Annotated in this window: 13 protein-coding genes; 9 read left to right on the forward strand and 4 right to left on the reverse strand. The window is 61.9% G+C overall.

The window, feature by feature from the left end; translation table 11 throughout:
- The 4 genes from K8I04_01965 to K8I04_01980 all read left to right on the forward strand — a co-directional run.
- Positions 1 to 343, forward strand: a 343-nt coding sequence (locus tag K8I04_01965) for a TonB family protein (GenBank protein ID MBZ0070484.1), incomplete at its 5' end; no start/stop codon positions are given.
- 59 nt (positions 344 to 402) lie between these two features.
- A complete protein-coding gene (locus tag K8I04_01970) occupies positions 403 to 2,508 on the forward strand; it encodes a TonB-dependent receptor (GenBank protein ID MBZ0070485.1) in 2,106 nt (701 codons plus the stop codon).
- Between the two features lie 128 nt (positions 2,509 to 2,636).
- On the forward strand, positions 2,637 to 3,863 hold the full coding sequence (locus tag K8I04_01975) for an exo-alpha-sialidase (GenBank protein MBZ0070486.1): 1,227 nt from the start codon (positions 2,637 to 2,639) through the stop codon (positions 3,861 to 3,863).
- A complete protein-coding gene (locus tag K8I04_01980) occupies positions 3,860 to 4,357 on the forward strand; it encodes a TlpA family protein disulfide reductase (GenBank protein ID MBZ0070487.1) in 498 nt (165 codons plus the stop codon). The genes K8I04_01975 and K8I04_01980 overlap by 4 nt, the downstream gene beginning before the upstream one ends.
- A gap of 96 nt (positions 4,358 to 4,453) precedes the next feature.
- Here the strand turns inward: K8I04_01980 and K8I04_01985 are convergent, their stop codons facing one another.
- The 3 genes from K8I04_01985 to K8I04_01995 all read right to left on the reverse strand — a co-directional run bounded on the left by K8I04_01985 (position 4,454) and on the right by K8I04_01995 (position 9,383).
- A complete protein-coding gene (locus K8I04_01985) occupies positions 4,454 to 5,431 on the reverse strand; it encodes a dimethyl sulfoxide reductase anchor subunit (protein ID MBZ0070488.1) in 978 nt (325 codons plus the stop codon).
- Between the two features lie 128 nt (positions 5,432 to 5,559).
- Complete coding sequence (locus tag K8I04_01990) at positions 5,560 to 6,291, reverse strand: 4Fe-4S dicluster domain-containing protein (GenBank protein ID MBZ0070489.1); 732 nt, start codon at positions 6,289 to 6,291, stop codon at positions 5,560 to 5,562.
- A gap of 176 nt (positions 6,292 to 6,467) precedes the next feature.
- Positions 6,468 to 9,383 carry a molybdopterin oxidoreductase family protein gene (locus tag K8I04_01995; GenBank protein MBZ0070490.1) on the reverse strand — a complete coding sequence of 972 codons (2,916 nt, stop codon included), beginning with the start codon at positions 9,381 to 9,383 and terminating at the stop codon, positions 6,468 to 6,470.
- A 344-nt stretch (positions 9,384 to 9,727) separates the two neighbouring features.
- Between K8I04_01995 and sat the strand changes: the two genes are divergently transcribed.
- The 5 genes from sat (at position 9,728) to K8I04_02020 (ending at position 17,279) form a co-directional block, all read left to right on the forward strand.
- A complete protein-coding gene (sat, locus tag K8I04_02000) occupies positions 9,728 to 10,945 on the forward strand; it encodes a sulfate adenylyltransferase (protein ID MBZ0070491.1) in 1,218 nt (405 codons plus the stop codon).
- A 549-nt stretch (positions 10,946 to 11,494) separates the two neighbouring features.
- Positions 11,495 to 12,916 (forward strand): form I ribulose bisphosphate carboxylase large subunit, encoded by a 1,422-nt coding sequence (locus K8I04_02005; protein MBZ0070492.1) that lies wholly within the window; start codon positions 11,495 to 11,497, stop codon positions 12,914 to 12,916.
- Between the two features lie 162 nt (positions 12,917 to 13,078).
- Positions 13,079 to 13,438 carry a ribulose bisphosphate carboxylase small subunit gene (locus tag K8I04_02010; protein ID MBZ0070493.1) on the forward strand — a complete coding sequence of 120 codons (360 nt, stop codon included), beginning with the start codon at positions 13,079 to 13,081 and terminating at the stop codon, positions 13,436 to 13,438.
- A 475-nt stretch (positions 13,439 to 13,913) separates the two neighbouring features.
- Positions 13,914 to 14,720 carry a CbbQ/NirQ/NorQ/GpvN family protein gene (locus K8I04_02015; GenBank protein MBZ0070494.1) on the forward strand — a complete coding sequence of 269 codons (807 nt, stop codon included), beginning with the start codon at positions 13,914 to 13,916 and terminating at the stop codon, positions 14,718 to 14,720.
- Between the two features lie 231 nt (positions 14,721 to 14,951).
- Positions 14,952 to 17,279, forward strand: coding sequence for a VWA domain-containing protein (locus K8I04_02020; protein ID MBZ0070495.1), 2,328 nt, complete (start codon positions 14,952 to 14,954; stop codon positions 17,277 to 17,279).
- Between the two features lie 21 nt (positions 17,280 to 17,300).
- On the opposite strand, the gene K8I04_02025 is transcribed toward K8I04_02020, so the two are convergent.
- Positions 17,301 to 18,278 carry a LysR family transcriptional regulator gene (locus K8I04_02025; protein MBZ0070496.1) on the reverse strand — a complete coding sequence of 326 codons (978 nt, stop codon included), beginning with the start codon at positions 18,276 to 18,278 and terminating at the stop codon, positions 17,301 to 17,303.
- Between the last annotated feature and the right edge of the window lie 26 nt (positions 18,279 to 18,304).

Here is an 18,304-nt window from a genome sequence, read left to right on the forward strand (position 1 = left end):
GCCCATCGCCAGGCCGGCCCCGGCGGCCGTGCCGCAGCGTCCGGCCGGCCCGACGGCCGAGCAGCTGCGCGAGCGCTATCTGCAGGATCTGTTCGCCCATATCGAGCGCCACAAGTTCTATCCCTCAGCGGCGCGCCGCCAGGGTATGGAGGCGTCGGTGCAGGTCAGCTTCGTGCTGTCGGGCGCGGGCACGATACGCGACCTCAAGGTGATGGGCGGCCCCAAACTGCTGCGTCTTGCCGCCGAACAGACCCTGCGCCGCGCCGCGCCTCTGCCGGCACCACCGGCCGCAATCGATACGCCGTTGCGGGTCGAATATCTCATGGCCTTCGCGTTGCAATGAGGTAAGGCCCCTGCACCGGCTCCCGGTCCAGTCCTGAACCATAAGGAGTCCTCTCTTCCATGAATCACCTCCAGCGCCACTTCGGCACGCTGTGCGCAGTGCTCGCATTGCCTTGCGGGCCGGTCATCGCAGCCGCTGGCGATCGTGCCGAGATTACCGTGACGGCCACCCGCGAAGAGGCGCCCAAGGCGGAAACGGCCGCGACGGTCGATACGGTCGGCGCGGCCGAGATCAAGGCCGTGCGTCCCGCCCATCCCGGCGAGGTGTTCACGCGTGTGCCCGGCGCACATGTAAGCACTACCAACGGCGAAGGGCATATGACCGCGATCCGTCAGCCGCTGACCACCAGTCCGCTGTACCTGTTCCTGGAAGACGGTATCCCGACCCGCTCGACGGGCTTCTTCAATCACAACGCACTGTATGAGGTGAACATCCCCCAGTCGGCCGGTGTTGAGGTCCTGAAGGGGCCGGGCACCGCCCTGTACGGCAGCGATGCCATCGGTGCGGTCATCAATGTGCTGTCACGCCCGGCACCGCTGGCGCCGGAGGCCGAGTTCGGCGTCGAGGGCGGTGGCCACGGCTGGGCGCGCCTGCTGGCGACCGCCGGTACCGGCGGGGACAGCGGCGGTGTGCGCGGCGACCTCAACCTGACCCATACCGATGGCTGGCGCGAGGCTACCGAATACGACCGCCAGAGCGGCAGCGTGCGCTGGGACGCCTTCCTGGATTCGGGTGCGACGGTCAAGACACTGCTGACCGCCTCCAACATCAACCAGCAGACGGCTGGCAGTTCGCGGCTGTATCGGGAGGATTACGAGAACGATCCGACCCGCAACTATACGCCGATCTCCTACCGGGACGTGCAGGCCGCGCGCCTGTCGGTCGCCTATGAGAAGGAGACTGTGGACGGTGCCCTGAGTATTACGCCTTACGTGCGACACAACTTCATGGAGCTGCTGCCCAACTGGTCGCTGAGTTACGACCCGACCGTCTACGAGACCGAGAACGATTCACTCGGTCTACTGGTCAAGTACCGCCGTGACTTCGAGCCGCTGCGCACGCGCGTCATCGTCGGTGTGGATATCGACCACAGTCCCGGCAGTTTCCTGGAGCACAGCATCGATCCGACGCTCGCGGCCGACGGCAAGACCTATGTGAGCTACCGTATCGACGAGCTGATCTACGACTACGACGTGAGCTACACCGGCATCGCGCCCTACGTGCATGCCGAGGCCTCGCCCACGGAGCGCCTGCGTCTCTCGGCCGGCCTGCGCTACGATACGGCGACCTACGACTACGACAACAAGCTCTCGCCGCTGACGACCGGGGCGCACAAACGGCCCGAGAGCACCAAGGTCGACTACGAACACCTGAGCCCCAAGCTCGGTGCGACCTACCGCTTCTCCACTACGCTGAACGGCTTCGTGTCCTACCGACATGCCTTCCGCGTGCCCTCCGAGGGCCAGTTGTTCCGGCAGGGCAGCGCCGTCAACACGGTCGGACTGGATCCGGTCAAGGTCGACAACTACGAGGTCGGCGTGCGCGGCCGGGCTTTCGCCCAGACACGCCACGAGACACGCTACGAGCTGTCGGTCTATCACATGACCAAGAGAGACGACATCCTCAACTACCGCGATCCGGTGACCGGCGCGACCGAGGTGGTGAATGCCGGCGAAACCTTGCACCGCGGCATCGAACTCGGCCTGGCGGCGCCGTTGGCAGAGCGCCTTGAGCTGGGCGTCGCCTTCTCGTATGCCAAACACACCTACGAGGACTGGGTGGCGCGGGTCGGCGGCGGCAACGTGGATTTCAGTGGCAACGAAATGGAATCCGCGCCACGGGTGATGGCGAGCCTGCGTCTGAACTGGCGTCCGCTATTGCTGAACGGCGGGCGTATCGAGGCGGAATGGGAGCGGCTGGGCGACTACTGGATGGATCAGGCCAATACCCACAAGTACGATGGCCATTCGGTCTACAACCTGCGCGCCGACTATCCTGTGGGCAAGTCGCTGGAGCTCTACGCGCGCGTGATGAATCTGACCGACAGGCGCTATGCCACAGCCGCCGCCTACCGGGCGGCGGCGTTTGGCAGCCCGGAACGCTTCGAGTACGCCCCGGGCCTGGAGCGCACGCTGTACGTCGGCCTCAACTACACGTGGGAGTGAGCGCCTGCGACGGTATTCGTCGTGAAACATGCGGGCGGCGCGCTTCAGAATGAAACGCCGTGAAACAATCGGAACACAGCTGTCTCACGGCTGGCCGGGTGCTGGCGCGTTCCGCGGAGGGACATAACATGCGTTTACTGGGCAGCGGTATCCTGTTGGTCGCAGCGCTGGGGGCCGGCGGCCTGCTGCGGGCAGCGCCACCGGCCGCGGATGTCGATCCCTGTCTGGACAGCCTGACGGCCCCCTCACTGCGCTGCGCCCAGGCGCCGTCGGCGCGCTTCGATGCGACCGGCCGTCTGTGGGTGACGTGGGCGCAGAGCGGGCATGTGTATGTCAGCCAGTCAGATGATCGCGGCCGGAATTTCGCTACTCCGGTCAAGGTCAATGCCACGCCGCAGAAGATCGGGGCCCATGGCGAGAACCGCCCCAAGATCGCCTTTGGACCGCAGGGTGAGATCTATGTCTCCTGGACCGAACTGCTGAGCAAGCGCTTCACCGGGCAGATCCGCTTCACGCACTCGCTGGATGGGGGCCGCAGCTTCAGTGCGCCGCTGATCGTCAACGATGATCGCGCCGAAATCAGTCACCGCTTCGATACGCTCGCCGTCGACGGCGACGGCAACATCCTCATCGCCTGGCTGGACAAGCGCGATCAGGCGCGTGCGGCCGGCCGTGGCGATGAATATCTCGGTGCGGCCCTCTACTACACCTGGTCTGCCGACCGTGGCCAGAGCTTCCGGCCCAACCGCAAGCTGCTCGACAACAGCTGCGAGTGCTGTCGCATCGCCGCCGCCGTCGATCCCGACGGCCAGCCGGCTCTGATGTGGCGGCATGTGTTCGGCGACCACATCCGCGACCATGCGTTGGTGAGTTTCGATGCGCCGGGTGCACCGACCGAGCCGGTCAGGGTGAGCTTCGACGAGTGGCGGGTGGATGCCTGTCCGCATCATGGGCCCGCGCTGGATATCGACGCCGATGGTGTCTACCACATGGTCTGGTTCGACAACGCCGAGCGCCGCCACGGCGTATTTTATGCACATTCCGGCAATCGCGGCCGCAGCCTGACGGAGCCGGTATCGGTTGGCGTCTACGAGGCCGGTGCCGGGCATGCCGACGTGCTCGCACATGCGGGCCATGTCTATCTCGCCTGGCAGGAGTTCGACGGCCGCGTCAACCGTGTGCGTCTGATGCGCTCCGCGGACGGCGGGGACACCTGGCAGCCGATCGAGGACATCGCGCAGTCGGACGGCGATGTGGATTATCCTTTCCTGCTCACTGATGGCAAGGCAGTCTATGTCGCCTGGTACGCACGCGCCGAGGGTTTCCGTCTGCTGCCGGTGGGGGAAGGAGAATGACGCTGCGCTCCAGACTCCGAGCGGGGATTTGCACCGCGGGGCTGCTGCTCACCGTGTTCCTGCCGCCTGCGCTCTGCCAGGCCGCGGCGCCGCAGCCGTTCGTGACCGGCAGCTACACACAGTTGCTGGAGACGCGTGACGACGGCCTTTTCGTGCTGAGCTTCTGGTCGATCGACTGTCCGCCCTGTTACCGCGAGTTGGCGTTGTGGGGCGAGCATCAGCGTCAAGAGGAACAGCTGCCACTGGTGCTGGTATCGACCGACACACCCGCCGATGCCGCCGAGATCGAGGCGCTGCTTGCGCAGTATGGTCTGGAGTCGGTGGATTCCTGGGTGTTCGCCGCGCCGGCGCAGCGGCTGCGCTACGAGGTCGACCGCCGCTGGCATGGCGAGCTGCCGCGGACCTACCTGGTCCGCAATGGCACGGTCGTGGAGGCCGTGACCGGCATCGTCGACGCGGCGCGTATCCAGCGCTGGCTGCACGAGTTGGATTGATCCGGCCCGCCGCGCCGGGCCCTCCCCCCGGAGCCTGTCGGACTTGAGACTGCTCTCCCGCCTTACTCGCGACGATCGCTCAAGTCCGACAGGCTCCTAGATCGTCTGGTAGTACAGATTCTGCGGATGGTTCGACTGCGCGAAGAAAAACCACCGTTCGGCGATCAGGCCGAGGTATTGGACCACAAAGGCCGTCAGCAGCACGGCAAACGCCGCCGGTGACAGGCCGGCCGCCAGCAGCAGCACCGGTACCGGGAACACCAGCACCAGGAAAATCCACTTGATCGACTTCAGGAAGCGGGCACTCCTGCCATGGAAGAATTCCCGGGTGTTGAACGAGCCGCCCATGGAACCCTGGGACTTCTGCACAATCTGCGTATGCCGCATGCCGAGGGCGGTCTGCAATGACGACTTGTGTTTGATGCGGGCGTTGCGCAGCAGCGAGGCCACCCGCGTGATCAGTGCCGTGAGGGTGATGATGATCGCCCAGGTGCCATACAGCGTCACCAGTTCGGGTGCATACAAGGCCGCGAAGGCGGTCGCGAGGGTGAAGCCGCTCGCGGCACCCAGCAGCGTGTAGTTCACCACCGTCAGCGGCGTGGCCCATTCCTGCAGAAACTTGATGCAGGCATAGATCATCCCGGTGCAGAGGAACAGTACGAAGGCCATGATCGTCGTCACGGTGCCCGTCACCAGTGCCAGATCGACATGGATCGGCCCGAGATCGAACAGGTACGGGTTCCAGTCCAGATACTGCACCAGACCATACAGCGCCAGCAGCCCCATGAACGCCGGCAGTACGATGACCTCGCGCGACAGCCAGGAGGTGCGCCACTGGGCGATGGCGCGCCAGCCGCGTTCCGGCCGGCCGAGGTGGAAGAACGACGCCAGCAGGCCGCCGCCGAGGAACAGCAGCGCGATCAGGCTGCCCAGACCGTAGAAGGTCTGTGGGTCGGCCTGCATGGGCACGACCTTGATCACCGAGTACAGATGGCCGGTGAACAGCGCCAGGAACAGCCCCTGGCCAACGCCGCTGAGTGTCGTCAGAAAGATTACCGAGAATGCCGGGTGCATATAAACCTCAGATACAAGATACAAGGTGCAAGATACAAGTAACTTCAGATACAGAGTGCAGACGCGGGATACACATACTTGTATCTTGTCTCTTGCCCCTTGTATCTGCTGGTAAGGCGCAAAGCGCCTTACCAGCTAGTCACATCATCCAGCGTGGGTTCGTCGAAGCCGGGCTGAGGCTGCTGGCGTTCCTTCTTCAGCGGGTTGTCGACGCGTTCCAGTTCATCCTCGTGGATCTTGATGCGCGTCTTGCGCCGCGGCAGATAGTGGTTCGCCGGGTTGGTGCCCCACTCGGGCATGAGCTGGTAGCCGCCATTCTCACGGATGGCCACCGAAGCCTGTGATTCCGGGTCATGCACGTCGCCGAACAGGCGCGCGTTGGTCGGGCAGGCCAGCACGCAGGCGGGTTTGCGCTCGGCTTCAGGCAGCGACTCGTCGTAGATGCGGTCGACGCACAAGGTGCACTTCTTCATCACCTTGAGGTGCTCGTCGACCTCACGCGCGCCGTAGGGGCAGGCCCAGGAGCAGTATTTGCAGCCGATGCACTTGTCGTAGTCGACCAGCACGATGCCGTCCTGCGGGCGCTTGTAGCTGGCGCCGGTCGGGCAGACGGGTACGCACGGGGGGTCTTCGCAATGCAGGCAGCTCTTCGGAAAATGCACTGTCTCGGTATTCGGGTAGGTGCCGACCTCGAAGGTCTGCACGCGATTGAAAAAGGTACCGGTCGGGTCCGTGCCATACGGGTTGAAGTCGGCCAGATAGCCGGCCGCACCCGAGGTGTTCCATTCCTTGCACGACGTCACGCAGGCATGACAGCCAACGCAGACGTTCAGATCGATAACCAATGCCAGTTGCGTCATGTTACAAACCTTTTATGCTTAACCACGAAGGACGCAAAGGACACTAAGGAAAAGCGAATTCGTTACAAAAGCCGTTGCTGAATGGAATGGGTGCACAGCCAGCGCCGACTATCTGCCGAACAAGCATTAAAAAATCTTTGTGTCCTTCGTGTCCTTCGTGGTGAAAATGTTTCAGATCAAGCGCGCTTCTTGCCGCCAGCGAAATAGGTCAGCCAGGTTTTCCTCTCCTTTGGCTGGCCGGGGATCGGGGGCAGCGGATCGAACTGTGGGGAAGAGACCTGCTCTTCGCTGTCGGCGGCCTTGTAGATGCGCACGCGTACGTCGTACCAGCCCGCCTGACCGGTGACCGGGTCGGAGTTGGAGAGATGCTCGCCCGCGTCGCTGGGTGGCAGCTCCTCACTGATGACGTGATTGAGCAGGAAGCCCTGTTTGGACTCGTTGCTGCCGGGCTCCAGGCCCCAGGCGCCCGAGGCCTTGCCGATGGCGTTCCAGGTCCACACTGTGCCGGGCTCGACCGCCTCGGAATAGCGGCACAGGCAGCGCACCTTGCCCCACTGTGATTCCAGCCACAGCCAGCCACCGTCGGCGATGCCCTGCTGGCGTGCGGTGACCGGATTCACATGCAGAAAGTTATAGGTATGGATCTGCCGCAACCACGCGTTCTGTGAATCCCAGGAGTGGTACATCGCCATCGGGCGTTGGGTGACCGCGTTCAGTGGATATTTCTGCAGATCGGTCAGCTGTGCCTCCAGCGGCTCGTAATAGAACGGCAGCGGGTCGAAATAGGTCTCGACGCGCTTGCGCAGATGCCGGGGCGGCTGCCTGCCCTGACTCTTTCCCTGTGCGGCCAGACGGAACTTCTGCAGCACCTCGGAATAGATGTGGATCAGGATGGGTTCGGCGTAGCGCGTCAGACGATGGCGTCGCGCCCACTCCAGGTAGCCCTGGTTCCAGTTGCGCATGTACTGGTAGGATTTGGGCAGGTGGTACTGGAAGACGCAATTGTTCTTCTCGTACATCTCCCACTGTTTCGCATTCGGCTCGCCCTGGAGGAACTTCTCGCCGCCCTTGCCGCGCCAGCCGGCGAGAAAGCCGATACCGGAACCCGGCTCGGTCTCGTAGTTGATGACGAAGTCGGGGTAGTCGCGGTACTTGCGTTTGCCGTTCTCGCGCGTGAATGCGGGCAGCTTCAGGCGCCAGGCCATCTCGATCAGCACCTCCTGAAAGGGCTTGCACTGCCCCTTGGGCGGAACCACCGGGATGCGCACGGCATCGACCGGTCCGTCGAATTCGGAGATCGGCCGATCGAGCATGGACATGACGTCGTGACGCTCGAGGTAGGTCGTGTCCGGCAGTACCAGATCGGCGTAGGCGACCATCTCCGACTGGAAGGCGTCGGCGACGATCAGGAAAGGGATCTTGTATTCGCCATGCTCGTCCTTGTCGTTGAGCATATTGCGGACTTCGCTCGTGTTCATGGACGAGTTCCAGGCCATGTTGGCCATGAAGATCATCAGCGTATCGATCTTGTAGGGATCCTGGCGCCAGGCATTGGTGATGACATTGTGCATCAGGCCGTGCACCGCCAGCGGGTACTCCCAGGAAAACGCCTTGTCGATACGCACCGGATTGCCCTGGTCGTCCACGAACAGATCATCCGGGTCGGCCGGCCAGCCCAGTGGCATGCCGTCGAGCGGGGTGTTGGGCCGCACGGCAGCGGGATCGGACGGGGTCTTCGCGCAGGGCGGGATCGGCCGCGGGAAGGGTGCCTTGTGGCGGAAGCCGCCGGGCCGGTCGATGGTGCCGAGCATGGACATCAGGATCGACAAGGCGCGGATGGTGTGAAACCCATTGGAATGCGCGGCCAGGCCGCGCATGGCATGGAAAGACACCGGGTTGCCGGTGACCGTCTCGTGCTCCCGGCCCCAGGTGTCGGTCCACGGGATCGGCAGCTCGATCTTCTGGTCACGCGCGACGATGCCCATTTCGTGCGCCAGCCGCTTGATGGTCTCGACCGGGATGCCGGTGATCTTGGCGGCCCATTCCGGCGTGTAGTCCTTGACCCGGTCGACCAGCAGCTGGAAGGCCGGCTTGACCGGCGTGCCGTCGTCGAGACGGAATTCGCCGAGCAGGAAGGGGTCTGCGCCCTCGGTGTGAGTGGCGATCGCGCGGTTCAGCACGCGGTCCCACCACAGCGCATTCTGCGGATCGAAGCAGCCTTCCTCGTGCGGTACCTCGAAGCGCACGAACATGCCGTACTCGGTGCTGTCCTCGTCCATGTTCACCAGTTGCGCGGAGTTGCTGTATTGCACCAGAAAGTCGCGGTCATACAGGCCCTGGTTGATGATCTCGTTGATCAGCGCCAGCAGCAGCGCGCCATCGGTGCCGGGCTTGATCGGCACCCACTCGTCGGCGATGGCGGAATAGCCGGTGCGTACCGGATTGATGGAGATGAACTTGCCACCGTTACGCTTGAACTTGGACAGCGCCATCTTGAGTGGATTGGAGTGGTGGTCCTCGGCGGTGCCGATCATGATGAACAGCTTGGAGCGGTCCAGGTCGGGGCCGCCGAACTCCCAGAAGGAGCCGCCGATGGTGTAGATCATGCCCGCGGCCATATTCACCGAGCACAGGCCGCCGTGCGCGGCATAATTGGGTGTGCCGAACTGCTTGGCGAACAGACCCGTCAGGGCCTGCATCTGGTCGCGGCCGGTAAACAGCGCGAACTTCCTGGGGTCGGTGGCGCGGATCTCGGCCAGGCGCTCTTCCATGATCCCGAAGGCCTCGTCCCAGGAGATCTCCTCGAAGGCGTTGTCGCCCCGGTCGGCCCCCGCCTTGCGCCTGAGCGGCTGGGTGAGGCGTGCCGGGGAGTACTGCTTCATGATGCCCGAGGCGCCTTTGGCGCAGATCACACCCTGGTTCAAGGGGTGGTCGGGGTTGCCCTGGATGTAGCGGACCTCACCATCGCGCAGGGTGACGCGGATGCCGCAGCGGCAGGCGCACATGTAACAGGTGGTGTTCTTTACCTCGATGCGGCCCTGAGCGTCTGCCGGCGCGTGCAACGGGTCGTGGATGGGCTTGGGCTCGCGCATAATGATTCTGTGTAGGTCCGTTGCCAGGTAAGGGGGATGTTGTACTCTATAGAAACGCTCATTCTTTAACCAATCAGGAAATCTGAGCTGTTCATAAAATATTATAATATTCTAATAGACCTGAGAATCTATTCCATAGTGGAAACAGATGATTGCAGAGGGTGCGCCCTCCATTAAATCTGATAAGGGTTTTTTATGACGCCTAAAGATAAAATTACTTGGCATCCCGCGGGTGAGCCCTTAAGGTGACAGCCCCTGGGCCCGCGCGGGTGTGAGGTGGTGCGCCCCCGGTTTTCATCTTGATCATCCCAGCCAAACGCCGCCGTGAAGATACGAGGAACCCCATGTCGAAGCTAGTCAGACCGCATGGTGGGGGTGAACTCAAACCCCTGCTGTTGGAAGGCCAGGCCCTGACGGACGAGCAAAAGCGCGCCGCAGGTCTCAAGAAGGTCAACGTCTCGTCTCGCGAAGCGGGTGACCTCATCATGCTGGGTATCGGTGGCTTCACGCCGCTGACCGGCTTCATGACCCATGCCGACTGGCAGGGCGTGTGCGACGGCATGAAGATGGCCTCCGGCCTGTTCTGGCCCATCCCGATCACGCTGTCCACCGACCAGGCCATCGCGGACGGTCTCAAGGAAGGCGAAGAGATCGCGCTGTTCGATCCGGAACGCAGCGAAATTCTGGCCACCATGAAGATCGCCGAGAAGTACACCATCGACAAGGCACATGAGTGCATGCAGGTGTACAAGACCACCGACCTGGAGCATCCCGGCGTCAAGATGGTCATGGCCCAGGGTGACGTGAACCTCGCCGGCCCCGTCAAGGTGCTCTCGCAAGGCGGTTTCAAAGAGGAATACGGCGAACAGTTCATGACGCCCGCGGAAACCCGCGCCGCGTTCGAGAAGATGGGTTGGTCGCGGATCGCCGCCTTCCAGACCCGCAACCCCATGCACCGCTCGCACGAATACCTCGCCAAGATCGCCATCGAGACGATGGACGGCGTGCTGATCCACTCATTGCTCGGCGCCCTGAAACCCGGTGATATTCCCGCCGAGGTACGTTCGGAAGCCATCTCGGTCCTGATCGACAACTATTTCGCGCCCAACACCGTGATCCAGGCCGGCTATCCGCTGGACATGCGCTATGCCGGTCCGCGCGAGGCCTTGTTGCATGCCTTATTCCGCCAGAATTACGGCTGCTCGCACCTCATCGTCGGTCGCGACCACGCTGGTGTGGGCGATTATTACGGCCCGTTCGATGCGCAGCAGATCTTCGACGAGATCCCGAAGGATGCGCTGGAGACCAAGAACCTGAACATCGACTGGACCTTCTGGTGCAACAAGTGCGGCGGCATGGCCTCGCAGCGCACCTGCCCGCATACCAAGGATGACCGCGTGCTGCTGTCCGGTACCAAGGTGCGCGCCATGTTGTCCGAAGGTCAGGATCTGCCACCGACCTTCAGCCGTCCCGAAGTCGCCAAGGTGCTGCAGAAATATTATGCCGGCCTGACCGCTGAGCAGAATGTAAAGGTGGAACTCAAGGGTCACTCGGCCGTTTGAACCCGGAAATTCCGGACGATAACCCGCGGTGATGCCTTCCGGTGGGTTATCGTCCGGGTAGCCCGGCCGCACTGATCCGCGCCTGTCCGCGATCACTGTCTATCGATCGGGGCCAACAGGCCCCGGCGGACTATGTCCGCATGGTCTCCAACGACCTGATGGGCATCACCCGCGCGGTACGTTTGCCCTCCCAGCCTGATGGATGCGCGCGATGATCTGCCGTACTTATACGGTCACGCGCACTACCCTATCCTTGATGACGTTCAGCAACTGCCGCAGGAGGTCGTGGATATCTACCGCCCCGCAGCACGACCTGATGGATGAGATCACTGGTCCGCTGGGTGCCTGACCGGCCGATATTGCATAAATAGTATTTATGCAATTCATTATTAACTCTGAATATCATTTATGAAAGTTACCTTGTAGACTCCTCTCCACTGGATGGAGCGGCGTCATTGGCCGGCTCGTCCCGGCACCGATCGGCGACCGGCGTGCCACGCACGCTCCGACGCCTACCGAATTTTCGAGCGACTGTTGAGGAGTAGACCCATGGCAGTGAAAACGTACAGCGCGGGTGTGAAGGATTACCGCGAAACCTACTGGATGCCCGACTACACCCCGAAGGACACCGACATCCTCGCCTGCTTCAAGATCACGCCGCAGACCGGTGTGCCGCGTGAAGAGGCCGCCGCCGCCGTGGCAGCAGAAAGCTCGACCGGCACCTGGACCACGGTGTGGACCGACCTGCTGACCGACCTGGACTACTACAAGGGCCGCGCCTACGCCATCGAAGACGTGCCGGGTGACGACACCTGCTTCTATACCTTCATCGCCTACCCGATCGACCTGTTCGAAGAGGGCTCGGTGGTGAACGTATTCACCTCGCTGGTCGGCAACGTGTTCGGCTTCAAGGCGGTGCGCGCGCTGCGTTTGGAAGATGTGCGCTTTCCGATCGCCTATGTGATGACCTGCGGTGGCCCGCCCCAGGGCATTCAGGTCGAGCGCGATATCATGAACAAGTACGGCCGCCCGCTGCTCGGCTGCACCATCAAGCCCAAGCTCGGTCTGTCCGCCAAGAATTACGGCCGCGCCGTGTACGAATGCCTGCGCGGTGGTCTGGATTTCACCAAGGACGACGAGAACGTCAACAGTCAGCCGTTCATGCGCTGGCGCACCCGCTTCGACTTCGTCATGGAGGCTATCAACAAGGCCGAAAAAGAGACGGGCGAGCGCAAGGGGCACTACCTGAACGTCACCGCCCCGACGCCGGAAGAGATGTACAAGCGTGCCGAGCACGCCAAGGATATCGGTGCGCCGATCATCATGCATGACTACATCACCGGTGGTTTCACCGCCAACACGGGCCTGGCCAACTGGTGCCGTGACAATGGCATGCTGCTGCACATCCACCGTGCCATGCACGCCGTGCTCGACCGCAACCCGCACCACGGCATTCACTTCCGTGTGCTGACCAAGATCCTACGTCTGTCCGGTGGTGACCACCTGCACACCGGCACCGTCGTCGGCAAGCTGGAAGGCGATCGTGAAGCGACCCTGGGCTGGATCGATCTGCTCCGCGAGTCCTACATCAAGGAAGACCGCAGCCGCGGTATCTTCTTCGATCAGGATTGGGGCAGCATGCCGGGTGCCTTCGCCGTGGCCTCAGGCGGTATCCACGTGTGGCACATGCCGGCACTGGTCACCATCTTCGGCGATGACTCCGTGCTGCAGTTCGGTGGCGGTACCCTGGGTCACCCGTGGGGCAATGCCGCCGGTGCAGCCGCCAACCGCGTCGCGCTGGAGGCCTGTGTAGAGGCCCGTAATCAGGGTGTGCCCATCGAGAAGGAAGGCAAGGCCGTCCTTATCGCCGCCGCCAAGCACAGCCCCGAACTCAAGATCGCCATGGAGACGTGGAAGGAGATCAAGTTCGAGTTCGATACGGTGGACAAGCTGGATGTGGCGCATAAGTAAGGCTTCGCCAGATACAAGAGGCAAGAGGCAAGATACAAGTTCAGAAAATCAAATCACGGTTTCCCCTTGTATCTTGCACCTTGTATCTCATCGCCATAGTTTAGTTTGATACCAGTGGCCCTCACGGTCACTGGAATACCAAAAGTATATGAGGTGCAAACAATGAGCGAAATGCAAGACTACGACAGCCGCCTGTCCGATCCGGCCAGTCGCAAGTTCGAGACCTTCTCTTATCTGCCGGCCATGAAGGACAGCGATATGGAGAAACAGGTCGCCTACATCGTCAGCAAGGGCTGGAATCCGGCCATCGAGCACACCGAGACGGAGAATGCGTTCGATCACTACTGGTACATGTGGAAGCTGCCGATGTTCGGCGAGACCGACGTCAAGAAGATCCTGGCCGAGGCGGAGGCGTGCCACAAGGCGCACCCGAAGCACCACGTGCGTCTGGTCGGCTACGACAACCTGAAGCAGTCCCAGGGCGCGTCGATGGTGATCTATCGCGGTCCCATGACGGCCTGATCACCACCAGGGTGTGAAGATCAAACCCCTGGTCGGCCGTTGCCGGTCAGGGGTTTTTTTGTGGGTGAGGTGTCAGGAGTGAGGAGTAAAACCTTTAATGGCCACGGAAAAACATGGAAGAATTCAATCCGCAAAATCCCAGCCAATGATCGTATAGCTAGGGGATCTCTGATTAATTCGCCGTACCGTCATTGCGAGCGAAGCGCGGCAATCTCTTTCGACGCCAGATCAATAGCTTGGAGATTGCCGCGTCGCTGCGCCCATAGAAGCCCTGCGGGCTTCATTATGGGTACCCCACCCTTCGGGTCTAGGCATCCTCGCCATGACGGGTTAATCAGAGGTTCCCTAGGTATCTGGGCTTTTACATTATTATTTTTCCGTGTCTTTCCGTGTGCTTCCGTGGCTAAAAGTGGTTTTGATTTTCACTCCTAACTTCGCACTCCTAACTCCTTACCCAACAGACTAGGACATGACCATGACCGATGCTGCCAAGCAGTACCAGATCGAGACAGAACCCTATTACCGTCCGGTCGGCAACGAGGCCGACCTGTATGCCAGTGCCTATGGGGCACGCATGCCGATGATGCTCAAGGGACCGACCGGCTGCGGCAAGTCCCGTTTCGTGGAATACATGGCGTGGAAGCTCGGGCGCCCGCTGATCACTGTGGCCTGCAACGAGGATATGACCGCCTCCGACCTGGTCGGCCGCTTCCTGCTCGACAAAGACGGTACCAAGTGGCAGGACGGCCCGTTGACCACGGCCGCACGTATCGGCGCCATCTGTTATCTCGACGAAGTGGTCGAGGCGCGCCAGGACACCATCGTGGTGATCCATCCGCTGACCGACCATCGCCGTGTGCTGCCGCTCGACAAGAAGGGTGAGTTGCTCCCGGCGCACAAGGATTTCCAGCTGGTGATCTCCTACAACCCGGGCTATCAGAGCCTGATGAAGGATCTGAAGCAGTCGACCAAGCAGCGCTTTGCTGCGCTCGATTTCGACTATCCCGAGGCCGAGACTGAGGCCGAGATCGTGTCCACCGAGACCGGCGTCGACAAGGCCACTGCCGACAAGCTGGTACAGGTCGCACACCGTGCCCGCAACCTGAAGGGCCACGGCCTGGATGAAGGCATCTCCACGCGTCTGCTGGTCTACGCAGCACAGCTGATCGTCAAGGGCGTCGAGCCCGTCGCCGCCTGCAGCATGACCCTGGTACGTCCGCTGACCGACGACCCGGACATGCGCGATACGCTCGATGCGGTGGTGAATACGTTCTTTGGGTGAGGCATGAAGCGTGAGGCGTGAGGAGTGAGGCGTGAACAGCAAAACCATTTTTTGCCACGGAAGCACACGGAAACACACGGAAGAATTCAATCTGCAAAAACTCCACTCGGTGATTGTGCAGCTTGATGCCCGGGCTTCTACATCATTATTTTCCCGTGTCCTTCCGTGTGCTTCCGTGGCCATTGAAGGTTTTACCCCTCACTCCTCACACCTCACGCCTCACTGACAACCATGAGCATCAATCTCGACGACTATCGCGAAACCCTGGTCAAGGCCGCGCCTGAGCTGAAGGACCGGCTCGACGACATCTTTCATGAGGCCGCGCGCGTCATTTCGCCGGCCGGCCTGAGCGACTACCTGCAGGGCGCGCGGGGCCTGTGCGATCTGGGGCGTGGCGGCAAGCTGGTGGTCACCTACCTCGAAGAGATGCCACTGGTTGCCAGGGAGGTCGGCGAAGAAATCATTCAGGATGTGGTGCACGCCGCGCTGAAGCTGTCGTCGATGACCTCGGGGGAGGTCATCGAGCTGTTGTTCGCCAGCCTGCCTACTGCCGCCCGCCGCCTCGGCGATGCAGAGATGGTGCGCAGCTACCTGCAGGTCATCCATTCAGTATCGGCCAAGGCCCCGCGTGGCCTGCGGCCGATGTTCAACCACATGGATGTACTCTTGTCCAAGCTCACGCTCGGTGGTCTGCGCCGCTGGGCCAACTTCGGTGCCGAGGCCTATCGTCGCGATCTCAATAACCTGGTCGCCTACTTCAATCTGGAGACCCAGGACTCCAAGGCGGTACTGCAGAAGGAACGTCGCGGCACACTGTTCATCGACGTCCAGCGCAAGATCAATTTCTACCTGCGCGCGCTCTGGGGACGGGACTTCTGGTTGCGCCCCACCCAGGCGGATCTATCCGGATTCAAGCCCTACATCGACAAGCGGGTGCTGTACCTGGCCGATGCGCTGGATAACTACGGTGAGGTCCAGGGGCTGGAGCTCTATCGCGCCAGCGCCGGCCATCTGGCTGCGCACCTGATCTACACGCACGCATCCATCTCGGCACAGGAGTTGAGTCCCGCGCAGATGTGGTTCATCGGCTTCATAGAGGATGCGCGTGTCGAATACTGTGCCGCGCAGGACTTCCCCGGGCTGCGCAGGCTGTGGCGTTCCATCATGCAGGTGCCACGTGAAGGCAGACTGGAGCATCCCACCGTCGAGGCGCTGGAGCAGATCGCGCTGGCGCTGCTGGATCCCACCGTGAAGGCAGCGGACGCCGAGGTGGCGGCCATCGTCGAGAAGTTCCATGCCAACGTCGAGGCCAACAAAACCGATGGCCAATTCTCCTGGCACCTGGGCCTGGAACTGTTCAACCTCTACGCGGCCCGCAAGGACGTACCCAGCCTGCGTATCCTCGAAACTCTGCGTGTTCCCTACCGCGACGATAATCGCTATGTGTGGGAATTCGCCGAGTTCGATTGGGATCGCGAGGCGGAGCTCATGCCCGGTCACCAGCAGCAGGTGCGCAAGACCGTCAGCGTCATGGAGATGGTCAACGAGCTGGACTGCGAGTTGGCCGGCGATGATGCCCAGGAAATCTGGCGTCTGACGACGCCCTTCTACCTGGACCAGGAAGGCTGCACCATCAATGAACTGGAAGGCAAGGAGCCGGTCTCCGATCCCTTCCACTATCAGGAATGGGATTATCAGGTGCAGTTGCACCGGCCTGACTGGGTGACGCTGTACGAACGACGCCAGCCCAAGAATGATCCGGAGATCGTCGACCGTATCCTGATCGAACACCGTCCGATCGCACACCGCATCCGGCAGATCATCGACATGCTGCAGCCCGAGGGGGTGATCCGCCAGCGCAACATGGAAGACGGCGACGAGATCGACATCAACGCCGCCATCGATGCCATGGTGTCGATCCGTATGGGCCGGCAGCCCAATCCGCGCATCACCATGCGCAACGTCATCAAGAGCCGCGACCTGGCCGTGGTCATCCTACTCGACCTGTCCGAATCGACCAACGAGAAGATGCTGGGTGCGGAGAAGACCGTCATCGAGCTCACCCGCGAGGCCTGCGCGCTCGTCGCCACCGCCATCAGTGGGATCGGCGACCCGTTCGCCATTCACGGCTTCAATTCCGATGGTCGTCATGACGTGCACTATTACCGCTTCAAGGACTTCAAGGAGAAGTTCACGGATGACGTCAAGGCGCGCCTGGCCGGCATGACCGGCGGGCTGTCCACGCGGATGGGCGCGGCGCTGCGCCATGCAGGACAGCATTTGCTCAAGCAGTCGGAGCGGCGCAAGCTGCTGCTGGTGGTGACTGACGGCGCACCGGCGGACATCGATGAGCGCGATCCGCAGCACCTGCGCTACGATACCAAGAAGGCGGTTGAGGAACTCTACGGCAAAGGTGTAACGACCTACTGTCTGACGCTGGACCCGAATGCCGACAACTACGTCAAGCGCATCTTCGGCAGGAACAACTACACCATCGTCGACAACGTCGACCGACTGCCGGAGAAGCTGCCGGTACTGTTTGCATCCATTACCAAATAGACTCTTCCCGGATCAGCGCATTTATCGCGTCTTCTTGCGTCGTGCCGACTGCCTCGGTGAGGCAGCGGACGTGTCCGCCCTGGTGCGGCGCCGGGGCTGCGTCGGCGGCGTTTTCGGGGCCGATTTCAGATAGTCGAGGAAGGTGCGCGCGACGACCGAGAGCAGTTTTCCGCGCGGATAGACCACGTACCAGTGGCGTGGGATCGGGAATCCCTCGACATCCAGAATCACCAGCTGTCCGAGCGGTGCATCCAGCGTCAGGGTGTGCCCGGACAATACCGACACGCCGAGGCCGCCGATGATCGCCTGCTTGATGGCCTCGTTGCTGCCGAGCACCATACGTACCTTCACCGACAGGCCGTGATCCGCGAACAACCGCTCGCAGGCCGCGCGTGTGCCCGATCCGGGCTCGCGGAGCAGAAAGGGTTCAGCGGCGAGACGCGCGAGTGGGATCTTCTTCTTTCCGGCCAGCGGATGGTCGGGGGGCGCCAGCACGACCAGTGGATTTTCCAGAAACGGATCGGCCACGGCGTCGATATCCTCGGGCGGCTGACCGAGGATATACAGGTCGTCCACGTTGTCATGCAGGCGATCCAGTATGCGCTCGCGATTCAACACCTCGAGCGACACCTCGATACCCGGATAGCGCTGACAGAACGGGCCGAGCAGGCGCGGGGCAAAATACTTTGCCGTCGTCACCACGGCAAGCCGTAGTGATCCGCACTTCAATCCCTTCATGTCCGCTGCCACCATGTCGAAATACGCCAGCTCCTTGAAGACCTCGCGGCAAGTCTTATGCAGTTCGCGGCCGGCCTCGGTCAAAAAAATCTTCTTACCGACCTGTTCGAACAATGGCAGGCCCACCGCGTCGGTGAGCTTTTTGATCTGCATCGACACCGTCGGCTGCGTCAGGAACAGTTCCTCGGCCGCGCGCGTGAAACTGCCGAGCCGCGCGATGGCCTCGAATACTTCGAGTTGTCGCAGTGTGCTGTGGCGCATACGTGTCCTCCGGAAAAATTCGTAAG

The organism is Gammaproteobacteria bacterium (assembly GCA_019911805.1).
Classification (GTDB): domain Bacteria; phylum Pseudomonadota; class Gammaproteobacteria; order Thiohalobacterales; family Thiohalobacteraceae; genus JAHJQQ01.

Excerpts from the sequence above, each read along its gene's own strand:
- K8I04_01990 (MBZ0070489.1), bottom strand. The coding sequence starts at position 6,291 with ATGACGCAACTGGCATTGGTTATCGATCTGAACGTCTGCGTTGGCTGT.
- K8I04_01980 (MBZ0070487.1), top strand. The coding sequence starts at position 3,860 with ATGACGCTGCGCTCCAGACTCCGAGCGGGGATTTGCACCGCGGGGCTG.
- K8I04_01975 (MBZ0070486.1), top strand. The coding sequence starts at position 2,637 with ATGCGTTTACTGGGCAGCGGTATCCTGTTGGTCGCAGCGCTGGGGGCC.
- K8I04_02005 (MBZ0070492.1), top strand. The coding sequence starts at position 11,495 with ATGGCAGTGAAAACGTACAGCGCGGGTGTGAAGGATTACCGCGAAACC.
- K8I04_01995 (MBZ0070490.1), bottom strand. The coding sequence starts at position 9,383 with ATGCGCGAGCCCAAGCCCATCCACGACCCGTTGCACGCGCCGGCAGAC.
- K8I04_01970 (MBZ0070485.1), top strand. The coding sequence starts at position 403 with ATGAATCACCTCCAGCGCCACTTCGGCACGCTGTGCGCAGTGCTCGCA.
- K8I04_01985 (MBZ0070488.1), bottom strand. The coding sequence starts at position 5,431 with ATGCACCCGGCATTCTCGGTAATCTTTCTGACGACACTCAGCGGCGTT.
- K8I04_02015 (MBZ0070494.1), top strand. The coding sequence starts at position 13,914 with ATGACCGATGCTGCCAAGCAGTACCAGATCGAGACAGAACCCTATTAC.
- sat (MBZ0070491.1), top strand. The coding sequence starts at position 9,728 with ATGTCGAAGCTAGTCAGACCGCATGGTGGGGGTGAACTCAAACCCCTG.
- K8I04_02020 (MBZ0070495.1), top strand. The coding sequence starts at position 14,952 with ATGAGCATCAATCTCGACGACTATCGCGAAACCCTGGTCAAGGCCGCG.
- K8I04_02025 (MBZ0070496.1), bottom strand. The coding sequence starts at position 18,278 with ATGCGCCACAGCACACTGCGACAACTCGAAGTATTCGAGGCCATCGCG.
- K8I04_02010 (MBZ0070493.1), top strand. The coding sequence starts at position 13,079 with ATGAGCGAAATGCAAGACTACGACAGCCGCCTGTCCGATCCGGCCAGT.